Genomic DNA, 13,660 nt, shown 5'->3' with positions numbered 1-13,660 from the left:
AGTATTCATGGGTATTGCCCCCTTCTTTGTATTGGTAACGCCATTATAGCACCACCCTTTTCGACAATCCCCCCCTTAAACTTTATATATACTGCACATAACTGGAGAAATTCTGGACCCGGATTCATGCTCCTGCCAAATAACCCCACAAAGCGGAGTCTTTGCGTGGAAATGCGGGTAAGAGAAATCACCAGCAGTGTCTTGGTTGCCTGGTGATTGGTTAGGCTAACTGATATAGTCCTCTCCTCTCAAAATCACTGCTGTGAATTTCTGAGCGCCGGGTATTTCTATATGCTCTCAAGAAAGCGGTCGGCATCACGCCGACGCAATATCGACAAAAACAACCTCCCAAAGGCTAGACGGCCCGCGAGAGGTTGTTTTGTCAAGATTCTAATAAAGGTATCGATTTCGGATTGGCGTAATACGTCACACTTTGATACGGAAGCTACTTTGGAATAATACGCGATCGACAAGTCATCCCGATATTCCCCGAGCAATATTCGCGAGATAAAATCCTCTTGGACGACAGGAAGAATTCCTCTAAATGACGATCCCGATCTTGCCGTTATCGACCTGAACCTTATAGCTTCTCGTTCGAACTTTCTCGTCAAAGATCGATTTCCCAGTCTTGATCTCGAATTCCCAGCCATGCCAAGGACAACGCACCAGCTCGCCATTGCGGCCGAATTCGTATTCGTATACCTTGGACGGCAGCGTTGTTCCGCAAACCGGACCTTTGCACAACGGAGCGCCTTCATGCGGACACCTGTTATGCAGCGCGTAATATTCGCCTCCTACGCAGTAGATTCCGATAGACCGGCCCTCGACATCCACGATCTTGCTCTGGCCTTCCCGAATATCATCCGCTTCAGCTACATAATGGATTGCCATTGTTCATCCCCCCTCCTATATGCGATACAACGCTTTGGCATTCTCGTAAAATATTTTTTGCCGCGCTTCGGAGCTAAGCCGCTTCAAAATCTCCGTCGGCATATCGTTGTCCCAATGTGGATAGTCGCTGGAGAACATCAATATATTCTCGGCATCGATCATATCGAAGATCGAGATCAGCTGCTTAGGGTCATCTGGTTCCTCGATCGGCTGTGTGGAGAACATACAGTGTTCCCGGATATACTCGCTCGGCAGCCGCTTAAGCCATGGCACCGAGGAACGCAATGCCTTGTAGTTTTTATCCAACCGCCACATGAGATGTGGAAGCCAAGCAATGCCGCCCTCCAGCATCACGAACTTCAGCTTCGGAAATTTCTCGAATACGCCTTCGCAGACGAGACTGGTAAGATGTGCCATATAATTTTGCGAAAGGCAGGTATGCCACTCTAGATAACGGGTCGGATAACCGGCTGGCGTCGGGGCCGGCATCCCTGCTGCGCCTTCGCCCCCCGGATGAATGGCAATGGGCAGACCATGCCGCTCGGCTGCTTCGTAAATCGGATGGAACTGGCGCTGTCCGAGCCCTGCACGCTGCGCGCTGCCCATGAGAACTTGTACCATTGCCGGATGATCGGCCAGCCGTTCGATCTCCCTCACAGCGAGGGACGGATCCTGCGGAGCGATAGTGATCGAACCCCGGAATGATTCGTGCTTCGGCAGCCAGTCGGCGACAATATGATCGTTGTAGGCCGAGACTAGCGCTGCTGCGTAATCCGGATCATGGATCGTCGAGGAGTTCGTCAAGTTGCCCGTTAGGATCACTTTATCCATGTTGAACTGCTCGACAAGATCCTTAACGAGATAATCCGGATCGGAAGCAGAAGGTCCTCCGGAAGGCGGAATGCAATCCTTGCGGACGACGCCGACCGGAGACCAATATCCGTGCCCAGGAAAGCCAAGCCCCGAGCTCGCTACTCTAGATCTCCACGGCTCTGGCAAATACAGCAGCAATTCTTGCGGACTCTTCAGGTCGTTATGGACATCGACATCAATGCATTTCATTTCCTTGTTCATACATCAAACCCCTTTCCTTCGTCTGTCCTTATTGTAATTTTTTTTGATAGAGGTTACGATTGGTAATCATACAGTTTTTTTAAGGATTCTACGATTTTTGAAGGACCGAGGGGAGACGTTTCTGATGAAGATCGAACATATTATATTCGACCAACAACCGGCCGGATCGAATTGGCATGTGGACCTTGGCCCGACTCGGCATCATATTATACTGCTCGTCGTAAAAGGAAAAGTACGCTACGCAATTGGTGACCGGACATTATTCATTTCGAAGGGGGAAGGACTGTTCCTAACCCAAGGCACTTGGCGGGCCGCAGAAGCCGATGAGAGTGAGCCCCACCATATGTACTCTGCTCACTTTAGTGATTTACCTCTCGATAAGCTTACTGGATTCAGCAGCGAGCCCTACTTGCAATACCGTCCGATCGGTTTTGACTACATCAAGCAGCGCTTCTCCGTTCTCAACGAATCGTGGATCGGCAAGATGCCTTTTTATGAGATGATTTCCGAAGGCATATTGACGGAGATACTTGGACTTGTACAGCGTGAATTTACGAACGAGGCGTTCTCCTCCTCGCGTCGAAGTCTCGCGCTGCGGATTCAGCAATATATCGTTCAGCATTATCGGGAACCTCTACGGATACAAGATCTCGCCCAGCATGTCGACCGAAGTCCGAATTATGTTTCGAATGTGTTCAAGGAAGTAACCGGACGAACGCCGGTAGAATATATGCATGAGATACGCGTCACCTCAGCAAGGGAGCTGCTTCTGACGACGAATATGACGATCGGGGAAATATCGGATTCGCTCGGCTACTGCGACCAGACCTATTTCAACTACATGTACAAGAAAGTCGTCGGGCATCCACCTTCCCACTCTTTGAAGCTCGGGAAAATGTAATCATGATAGATCCGACATAAAAATAAAACAGGTCCTCCACCGTTCCCGGTGAAGGACTTGAACCTGTCCCTACGTGCCTATTCCAGCCCATTTACCTCGAATTCGTAAATACCGCCGTATCGCCGCCTTGCGTCGCCTTCACAATGATAAGCTTCACATGCTCCGGTTAAACTCCGCATCCTAATCGCTTTCCGGACTCCACTGGAACAATTGTTCCGGAAACCAATACGAGGATTGGGGTTGTTTAGCCGAAATCGATAAAGGCAAGACAAGACAAATCAAAAATAAGAACATTAGCCATGCTTTTTCATCAAATAACCTCCCATTCATTTAATCAAGACTATGTAAATTCTCACTTCTAGGCGATATGATTTCGTGCGTAAAAAATAAGGGAAACGGTATGATGCTGTACATCCGTTTCCCTCTGCATTTTGTTGCTTCTATCAAGCCTTATTTATTCGTTTTCTTCCATTCATCATACTGCTTCTGAGCCTATATAGAATGAGGTACTCGATTCCCGCCTCTTCATTTACGATCAATTTGAGATATGTGTCTATCCCTTTGCCTTGGTAATTTTCATTCATATAATAGCGATTTAATCGATGTTCCAAGTAGGCAGAATAGTCAAGCATCAGAAAATAATTCAAATCTTCGCTGACGGCCGCATCTGTGTACAGCTCTTGAATATTGGACTGCATTCTCTCTACCTGCTGATTCATGTAAACGCTGACAATATCGATCATTTGCAAGTTTTCATCCATTTTCTCCGAAATAACGCGCTGTTCATAGTACCGATAGGCTAAGAAGGCCACGGTGACAAACAGGATAATCAGCGCAATGGAATAGAGAAACAATATTTTATTAAACATTTTCCGCTTCAAATGGTTCTGATAGAAGGTTCCTATTCTGGGCATGAGTCGCTCCCCCGTTTAATCTGATTTCGCGTCTAAATGTATTTTCGAATCCGAAAAAAGAGCAACTCGATATTTGTTTTGAAATGCGAGAAGGAGAAAAGATCTCTTCCATAGAACAATTCTTACATCGAGTTATCACGGGAGGGTTACGAAATGCTAATTGAGCACCAGCTAGAGAATCAAACCTTGTTTTTTCAAGCCTTTCAATATGCTCCAATTGGTATGGTTTTAGTGGCGATTAATGGAAACGTACTCAAAGCAAATTCAACTGTCTGCTCGATCTTAGGCTTGTCTGAGGAAGAATTGCTCCTTAAGACCGTACAAGAAATGACACATCCCCATGATTTAGACCTTGATCTTGCGCTTAGGGACCAATTAATAGCCGGTATGAGAGAATCATACCAAATGGAAAAACGTCTGATTAAGCATGAGTGCGAGATTGTATGGGTTCAAATAACGGTCTCTTTAGTAAAAAATAAAGCTGGAGAACCCCTATTTTTCATTTCTCAGGTTATCAATATCACCGATCAAAAGATCGCTTATAACGAAATACAGGAGAAAAAGCGCCTTTTAATAGAAAGAGAGCAGCGCTATCGATCCGTTGTGGAACACGCTTTTGATTTCATTACCATGCACAACCCTGACGGAACCTATCTCTACGCCTCTCCTTCTTGTTATGAAGTTCTTGGGTATACGCCTGAAGAAATGATCGGGAAAGCAGGTTATGAATTTCTTCATCCTGAAGATATCCAAGTGGCCATTCAGGATCATATAGCTATCCTTCAAACAGACAAGAAATCCAACAGGATCGTTCGGATACGAAAAAAGGATGGGAATTATATATGGACCGAGTCGACCAGCAGCTCCCTTATCGATTCTGAAACTGGTGAGACGAAAGAAATTATTGTTGTTTCCAGAGATATTACCGAACGAATCAAGAAAGAGCGCAACTTACAGGACAACGAACAGCGTTATAAATCCCTTTTCGATTATCATCCGGATTTAATTTATTCGATGGATTTGGAGGGTAACTACACGTCTATTAATCAATCTTTTGAAGAGCTGATGGGTTATACGAAACAGGAAATGATAGAGAATCCGATAAACTTTCGTTCGGTCGTAGATCCTACAGATTATGAACAGGTAGAGCATCATTTCATTCAAGCGACAAAAGGTTTTGCGCAACGATACGAGGCATCAGGTATAAATAAGACAGGGAGACACACGACCTTCGATGTGACTAATGTTCCGATCTTTGTCAATCGGCAAGTCATTGGTGTCTACGGACTTGCTAGTGATATCACATACCGAAAAGAATTGTGGAAAAGATTAGAAGAAAGTCAGAATTTATACCAACTCATTTCAGAGAATGCGCAGGATATTATAACGTTTGCAACGCCTGATGGCGTAGTTCGTTATGCTTCCCCTGCCATTAAGACTTTACTTGGATATGAGCCTGATGAATATGTGGGCAAAGTCGCAATCGACTTCTGGCACCCGGATGATATTGCTTCCTTTATCGATGAAAATATTCTGCAAAAGTCAGATGTAGATACTTTTACTAGCCGAGTTCGTCATAAACAAGGACACTATGTCTGGTTTGAAACAACGGCAAAAATCATACGTAATGAAGACAGGGAAATTGTTAAAGTATTAGCTGTGGGAAGAGATATTAGTGAAAGAAAACGTGCGGAGCAAGAACTGAATGCAGCGAAAGACCAGCTTGAATCCTTTATTGATCGAAATGTAGATCCAATTCTTATCCTTAATTTAGAAGAAAAAGTAGCAAGAATCAATCATGCCTTTGAAAAAACGTACGGATGGACAGAGTCAGAAATTGTTGGACTCCATCTACTTGATTTACCCAACATACCCATTGAACTCAAACCAGAGGCCATTCAAAATTTGAATAGAATTAAATCGATTGAAGCCTTCGAAGGACATGAAACCATTAGAAAAAGAAAAGATGGCGTTATTCTTACGGTTATGATTTCGAGCTTCGCTATGCGGGGTGAGAATGGACATATTATTGGTTGGGCTATGATCCTAAGGGATATCACTGACAAAAAGCAAGCGGAAGAGCTGTTGATTAGGTCAGAAAAATTATCCATTGCAGGTCAATTAGCGGCAGGAATTGCTCATGAAATTCGCAATCCGATCACTGCAATTAAAGGATTCGTTCAACTCATGAAATCTGGCATCGTCGAGAAAAAAATGTATCTGGACATCATGGTCTCCGAAATCGAACGAATTGAAATGATTCTAAGTGAACTATTGATTCTGGCAAAGCCTCAAATCTTTCAAACGGAACGTAAAGATATTCGGAAGCTCCTAGCACAAGTGACCACCCTATTAGATACCCAAGCCATTATCAACAATGTTCAAATCATCACGGAGTTTGATCCGGAGATTCCCCTTATTCTGTGTGATGAAAATCAACTGAAACAAGTGTGTATTAACTTTATTAAGAACGCTATCGAAGCTATGCCAAAAGGCGGAATTATCGTTATTCAATTAAAAAGTAAAAATGAAGATCCAAATCATATCTTGCTTCGCTTTATTGATCAAGGGTGTGGGATTCCTGCATACATTCTTTCTAAGTTAGGAGAGCCCTTCTACACAACAAAAGAAAAGGGAACCGGACTAGGCTTCATGGTCAGTAAAAGGATTATAGAAAATCACAATGGGGAAATCGCCGTGTTCAGTGAAGAAAATAAAGGGACAACGATAGAGATAAGTCTTCCTACTACGCATTAAAGCGTCGTATTAGCTTGACTCCGTCGTATGATGAGATCAACTAGATCATTCTGGTTGATCTCTTTTCATACTGGGGGACTTATGATACGCAAAAAAAAGACCATTAGCATAAAATGATGCTAATGGCCCAATATGCCTACTCGTTGTATATTCTATACATAAGCACTGTTGTTTCTGCCCTCGTTGCATTCCCAAGCGGATTGATTCCGCTGCCGTCCCCGTTGATAATTCCATTCCTGATTAGCGTAGATACGCTTTGCTTCGCATAGGATGCGACTTCCGATCTGTCCGCAAATCCTGAAAGATTGTCCTCCGATCCTGCTGCAATCTCTTTTTTCGCTTCCTTCAACGCGCGCTCAATCAGCACCATTATGTCTTGACGGGTGATCATGGAATCCGGACTGAATTGGTTCCCGCCAACCCCCGTGGCAATTCCCAGCTTAAGGGCAATGGCTATCGCTTCGGCGTAGTAGGTATCAGAGCTGACGTCTGCAAATTGGTCATCTGTCTTGGCAGTCAATCCAAGGGTACGAACCAAAAGCTGAACGAAATCGGCTCTAGTAATGTCTTCGCCAGGTTTAAAGATGTCGTCCGATGTGCCCTGAATGACCCCATTAGACGCCATGACCTCGATTGCATTTTTTGCCCAGCTATAATCAGCTAGGTCACGGAAGGACTTATGGACGTAAACGACCGCATATTTACTGAAGTGCGTAGTCATGAAAGTTACTTTTCCGGCAGTGGAATCATATTTTCCTGTAGGGACTGCTGTTATCCGACCGTTTCCGTCCACGTACCAGACAGTAATATGCTCCGGATTTGCAAGCTCTTCGGCTGAAGGCGTATAAGGGATCGATACGAGTACCGGCGCTTCCGGGTTGCTCCAAGCAACGGTTGACCCATTCACCTTTAAGTTAAGCTCAATGACCGGCTTGCTGCCGATAGCTGCTTTGGTTTCCGCATCCAAGCTGCTTGTATCCGCCTTGCCGATCGACAAGGCAACGTCTACCACGCTCACTCCCGCAGAAGCCCCCAACATGTTGGAAGGTACTGCGACGGTGCCGATTTCTGTTGCCACTACGACTTTTTTATCGTCGCCTGCTGTCAAAGCCGAGGTTGGCAAGTTGACCTCATAGACATTTACTCCCGCAGTTTTCGGTACTTCAATAAGGGCAACCGCCGACCCTTTGAAGGCCTTGTTCAAGGCTGCGGCATCCACTGTGACTTTGGCTGTTCCTGTCTCGACAACAGGGTTTCCTATTTTCACCTTGCCTGGAATGTCGCTGACAGGTGCTTCCGGTACTTTCGGCGTGTCAGGAGATTCAGTCGGGTTAGGAGTATTGCCGTTTCCGCTGCTTGTCACCGTTACAGTGAATGTAGCAGTTATACCCCCGTCAACTGCTGTTGCCGCGATGGTTGCGATTCCGCTCGAGCCTCCGGTGACAGTTACACTTGTTGTTCCGGTTTCCGTGTTATAGACCGCATTCGTCACAGTTGCCACACTAGGCGCTGAAGAGGTGAAGCGTACCGCCTTGTTGGTTGCGTTGCTTGGCGTAATGCTGGACTTGAGAAGCACTGTCCCGCCGACTTCCAGCGTTGCTGCGGTTTTATCAAGTGTTACTCCGGTCACGGATACAATTGGCTGTTCCACTGTGATCAGGCTAGTGGCCGTAAACTCGCCATCCGTCGTTTTGGCCGTGATGGTTGCAATCCCCCCCGAAATTCCGGTCACATTTACTCTTGTTATTCCAGTTGCCGCGTTATAGACCTCATTCGTCACAGTAGCCACGCTAGGTGCTGAAGAGGTAAAGTGTACCGTCTTGTCAGTTGCGTTGCCCGGTGTGACGGCCGCCTCGAGAGTCGTCGTTCCGCTGACTTGCAGCGAAGCTGACGTTTTATTGAGTGACACTCCGGTTATAGGTACTGAGCCCGAGAGCGGCTTCACGTAACGTACGGAAATCCAACCTACAGCAGGCTTGTCGGAGCCTGCCTTAACCAGTTTTACCTCAAGCTGGTCCGTGTCCACGTCCACAGTGAATTCCTTGATCTCCCGCTTGTCGCCAACGACATAATTTTGAAGCTTGCGGTCGTTTTGAATATAGATGTCCATCAATCGCGATGCCGAGTCCCAAGGGTCGTCAAAACCCATTTGTACGGTATAGGTTCCGTGGGGAACTTCAAATTTATAAGCGATTCCCTTCCCGTTATCAGTTCCATCGTATTGGCGAATCGACAGATACGGATCTGTTTCATCGCTCTTGGCCCACGTTTTCCCGTCATCCGCAACATATCCCCAGCTTTTTCCGGAGATAGGGTCAACTCCAAAAATCTGATCGGGAACCGATTGTTTCACGCCGAGTGTAACCCCGTTTTGAACGGCCGTCGCTCCCGCATCAACAAAATAATAAAGATTAGGGTCCGCAGGGCCCACAGGAGTCGATGTTTTCACATCGGATAGGGGGCTGGACAAGTCCCCTCTAACCGTAGCTAACGCGAAATAATACGGTGTGCCATTTGTCAGGTTCTGGGCGGTATAATGATTGACATTTCCCGACACAGAAACATGATGCGTAAGACTTCCTTGATCTGTGCCATAAGCAAGGTCATAAGTGGCATTAAGGGTCTCGTCAAAAAACAGGGTAACCTTGGAATCCCCTTCAACTACGCGTTTGATAACCGGTTGAACGGGAATGCCGTTATCATGCTGAACCGTGAGCCAACTGATAAGCGGCTTACTGTTGCCTTGCTTCGTAATCTTTACGTCAAGCTCTCCATCTGTAACTGAAATACCCACTACCCGTTTCACGTCTTGACCTGATCCGGTCAAATAGTTGGTAAGAACTTTTTGTCCTTCTACTTCAAGATCCATCACCCGGTCGGAACTATCCCAAGGATCATCGAAACCCAGATCCAGATTATACATACCATTAGGCACTTCAAACCGATAGCTAAGGCCTTTGCCGTTTGTACTGCCATCGTACTGGCGAATGCTATTCCAGCGATCTTCATTTTGATTTGCCCAAGTTTGAGAATCATCGGCGTCATAGCCCCACTTGTATCCTGTCACAGGATCTTCCTGATAGGCTTGATCTTCCACGCCGTTTCGGACCCCAAACTCCTCGCCTGCTTCCAATTTAACAGGGCTCGAATCTCCGGCATCTACATAATAAAGCAAATCCTTCTCTACCTTGATCCAACTTAGCATAGGCTTAGGGCCGGCCTTCTTGATAACCTTCACTTCAAGCTGACCATTCGACACAGGGATGGAGTCAAACTGCTTTGCTTCCTGGCTATTGCCAATCACATAATCCGTTAACTTCGTTGTCCCATTAATGGTCAAATCCATCTTGCGGTTACTATCATGCCAAGGATCGAAGAATCCGACCGTAACCCGATATGTCCCATTAGGAAGATTGAATTTATAGGCAAGACCTTTATTCAAGTCGTTCCCGTCATATTGCCGAATGGTCTCGAAATTGCCGCTCGCGTCTGTTCGGGCCCAAGTGGCATCACCATCAGCTGCATATCCCCACATATTCCCTGTAACCGGATCCACCCCGTAGGCTTGATCCTCCACTCCGTTCAGGGCCCCAAATGACTCTCCATCTTCTAAAGTCCCCGGACTTCCGTCACCAGCATCCACATAATAGAGCAGCTGCGGTTCCTGGATATCGCGGGGTACACCCGATTTTACACTTGATTCGGTCTGTATGCTGCCATTCGTGGCCACAACCTTAAAATAATAAACTTGATTATTGCTAAGTCCGGTTACTGCAGCATTTCCTCCACTTACGGCCAATGTATTCTGCAAGTTATCGGATGTTGTCCCGTATTGTACCGTATAGGCGGTTGCCCCATCGACTTCCGCGTACTTCAGATCAATCCGATGGTTGCCGTTATGAACGGTGTAGATCTCCGGAGCTTTCATCAAGCCATCCGCCCGGGTAACCTTTAAATAGCTAAACTGCGCATTACTCCAACTATGCAGACCCACCATACCGCTGCTGTAAGTAGAATCCAGCACATCGAAGATCAGTTCGCCATCCAAATATGCCTGAATATGCGGACCATCCAAAACGATTTTTAACTGGTACAGCTGGTTCAGCTTAGCCGAGAAGGCCTTCGGTTTGGTCAAATTCGTACCATTCTTCCGCAAGAACAGAGCATCGTTCTCAAATACGAAAGAATAAGCATGATTATAATCCGTGCCGCGGAATACGATTCCCCAATCGGCGCCTAACTCTGAATGTTTGGCCGTAGCAGAGATAGTGCCGTCAATCATTTTGACATTTTTGATGGAAAGCTCGCCTTGGTTATCTCCTCCGGATTGATGCTTGAGCAAACCATTTTCCATATTCCATACACTGACGTCCGAATTGTAGGAATTCATAGTGGAATTCTGGAAATCATCTTCCCACGTAACGGTTTCGGCTTGAGGCGTTGCTTGAACGTTAGCTGTTGGTTGACCGATTCCACCCACACCAACAGATGATACTCGGAAGAAATAGCTTTGGCCGTTGGTCAGATGATCAACAGTTGAAGAATTCGTAGGGAGCTCCAAGATGGTTGGCGCCTCATTCTCCGTCGTCATCTCCAAAGAATACTTGGTGACGCCTTGCACCTCGGGGAATTCAAGTTGAACTTTGCCGTCGCCTGGAATGGCGATCAGCTTGCTTGGCGGTTGTACAGTTGGAATAACCATTATTTCCGAAGACAAGGAGCTGTTGTCCACTCCGTCCTGTGCCTGGATTGCCAAGTAATAAGGACTTCCGTTGGTTAGGCCTGTAATGGTGCCTTTATATAATCCAACTTGGTCTGCAATCTCAGCAGTACCGTTGTATGTGCCGCTGGCGGTCCCCCACTTTGCCAGATAATGCGGAACATTGGGGTCACCGGAGAATTGAATGTCCACCCCTCCATCCGTGGGATTAGCCCAAACCTGTTGTGGCGGACTCAGCTTCGGCGTCACAGATACCGTATCCGAAGGAGCACTGTCACCGTAATGGTTTACAGCTATTACCGCCATATAATAGATCGAATTATTCTCCAGGCCATGGAGCGTGTAGTTTGAACCCGTCACGGGACCTGCCGTCATATTCATATTGTCCGGGGATGTACCGTAGACGATCCTATAGCTTTCAGCATTTGATACTTCGTTTATCCTGATTTCTGCTGCTTTATTCAAGGACTTAATCGAATCAATACTCGGTTTTTCTGGTGCTTGATTTGCTACCGCATAGCTGCCATCCAACGTAACTATAGACCTTGCAGGAATGGTATATTGGAAAGCACCGTTTACATCGGCCGTTACCATGTCATGCTGAGCCAAACTCTCATTTGCGTTCGTCACATAGGGCGTAAGATGATAGACTATTTTCCCTTCCGGCAACTGATTCAGTTGAACGGTAACCGGCTTATCCTCATTGGTGTAGTTCACAAAAACGGAAGTCAACTTATTATTACCCTCATGCAAATAAGACGACCCCATCAGCCCCTTGGGATCATTCTCCGCCAATCCGGTCATGGCAACCCGCTTGGCGCCGGGACGAACAAATTTACTATAGTTACCGAGCGCCCATAACATTTTGGAAGTATAAATGGATTGTTCGTCTCCCGGCGTACCGTAATCCGTATAGATCAGACCATCTTTATAATCTCCTTTGGATACAGCCGTCCACCATTGCCAAGCAGATGCATTCGCAACAGACAGATCATAATGAATCGTACGCGCTATCAAAAGTGCAGGATCGATGCCCAAGTCCCTGCCGTTCCCCTGCATTTCCCCGACATCACCCAGGATGCAATATTCACTCATCCAATTGGAGGAACCCGGCAAGGTGCTTTGCAGATTCTCCCACAGCAGCTTCCGCAATTCCCCCAAGCGGTCCCCATTCTGATCTGAAACCGTATCCGACCAATAGGAATGGGAAGCAATCTTGTTACTAATTTTGGAAGCTATTTCAGGGTTACCCAGTAGGTCCTTTATATATTCCCGGTACTTCCCTACATTTAATTTATTGCTTCCTCCCTGATATTGCAGTTTATTATCGTTAGGATTTTGGGAGGTGGCCATAAATTGCGCATATTTGGCATCATCAAGCAGGGACAGAATTTCGACGCCATCCGGAGCACTGATTTTAGTCATTAAATTCCTATTTTGGAGCTCCGCATAGAGACTATTAATAACATTAATGATATCCGTGTTGTTATAGCGGTTCGCCTCTTGACCGGCTCCATTCCAATCCCAAGTAGGTTCGTTTATAGGGCTAACATAATTAAAATGAATGCCTGATTTATCAAAATGATCCATAACATCCGCCAAAAACCCGGCGAACTTGCCCTCATAACCTGATTTAAGATTGGTAGAGCCGACGGAAGCATCCGGCTGTGCATGTCCGTTCTTGGTCATCCATACTGGCGGGCTGTTCACAAATCCAATAAGATCTTTAACACCTCTATCATTTGCAGCTTTCAAAAACCATTGTTGGCCCGCTTGCTTCGACCAATCATAGGCACTATTCTCATCTTTCTTAAAACTTTCCGCCCTTCTCCAAGGGATCGTAATGATACTTTTATCCGTATCGCTGGAACCAGCTCCAATGTTAAACCGCCAACTTGATAAGCCGATCCCCTTATCCTGTGAAAATAATAAATCGGCAATCTTCTCTTTATTGCTTTCAGACCATTCCTTTCCAATCGGATCCATAGACCACGCGTCTGAGGCGCCAAAGTTATCAATAGTTTGAAAAGTTGAACTTGCATTGATATTCACTAAAGTCCTGTTAACATCTGCCGCATGTGTTACAGTCGATCCAATAGGACTGGCCGCTACCAGAACGGAAGTGATCATTGCCAGGGTGCGTTTTAACATCTTTATCCTCCTTCAAATCCCTTTATAGCTTCGTTATGAAACCCATTTCATTGGCTGTTGATTTCTGATCATTAGCCAATAAGGATAGTATAGAAATTAATGAAATCGCTTACATTAAAGGAATCATCAAAATTTATAACAAATCTTTGCTTTTTACGAACTATAGCCATATAAAAAAGCTGTGAATCTGAATTCACAGCTTTTTCCTTCAATAATTCACTGATTTCTTATACATTTCACAAATATTCGCAT

6 protein-coding genes are annotated in these 13,660 nt (G+C 45.8%); 2 read left to right on the top strand and 4 right to left on the bottom strand.

The window, feature by feature from the left end; translation table 11 throughout:
- Positions 1 to 540 precede the first annotated feature (540 nt).
- Together ASD40_RS06190 and ASD40_RS06185 are read right to left on the bottom strand one after the other, a co-directional pair.
- Entirely contained in the window at positions 541 to 891 is a 351-nt protein-coding gene (locus tag ASD40_RS06190; RefSeq protein WP_057302467.1) for a Rieske (2Fe-2S) protein, read from the bottom strand.
- A gap of 15 nt (positions 892 to 906) precedes the next feature.
- A complete protein-coding gene (locus tag ASD40_RS06185; RefSeq protein ID WP_235549183.1) occupies positions 907 to 1,953 on the bottom strand; it encodes an amidohydrolase family protein in 1,047 nt (348 codons plus the stop codon).
- A 136-nt stretch (positions 1,954 to 2,089) separates the two neighbouring features.
- On the opposite strand from ASD40_RS06185, the gene ASD40_RS06180 reads away from it, so the two are divergent.
- Positions 2,090 to 2,866: a helix-turn-helix domain-containing protein gene (locus ASD40_RS06180; RefSeq protein ID WP_057302465.1), complete on the top strand. Its 777-nt coding sequence runs from the start codon at positions 2,090 to 2,092 to the stop codon at positions 2,864 to 2,866.
- Positions 2,867 to 3,309: 443 nt separating this feature from the next.
- Here ASD40_RS06180 and ASD40_RS06175 read toward each other — a convergent pair whose 3' ends face one another.
- Entirely contained in the window at positions 3,310 to 3,780 is a 471-nt protein-coding gene (locus ASD40_RS06175; protein WP_057302464.1) for a hypothetical protein, read from the bottom strand.
- 153 nt (positions 3,781 to 3,933) lie between these two features.
- Here ASD40_RS06175 and ASD40_RS06170 point away from each other — a divergent pair, with 153 nt between their 5' ends.
- Entirely contained in the window at positions 3,934 to 6,537 is a 2,604-nt protein-coding gene (locus ASD40_RS06170) for a PAS domain S-box protein (RefSeq protein ID WP_057302463.1), read from the top strand.
- Between the two features lie 136 nt (positions 6,538 to 6,673).
- Here the strand turns inward: ASD40_RS06170 and ASD40_RS36040 are convergent, their stop codons facing one another.
- Positions 6,674 to 13,408 (bottom strand): glycoside hydrolase, encoded by a 6,735-nt coding sequence (locus ASD40_RS36040; RefSeq protein ID WP_063870733.1) that lies wholly within the window; start codon positions 13,406 to 13,408, stop codon positions 6,674 to 6,676.
- Between the last annotated feature and the right edge of the window lie 252 nt (positions 13,409 to 13,660).

The sequence above is a fragment of the Paenibacillus sp. Root444D2 genome (assembly GCF_001426375.1).
In the GTDB taxonomy this organism is placed as follows: domain Bacteria; phylum Bacillota; class Bacilli; order Paenibacillales; family NBRC-103111; genus Paenibacillus_E.
The sequence above is the reverse complement of the archived record's forward strand: the minus strand, read 5'-3'. Positions and strand labels throughout refer to the sequence as shown.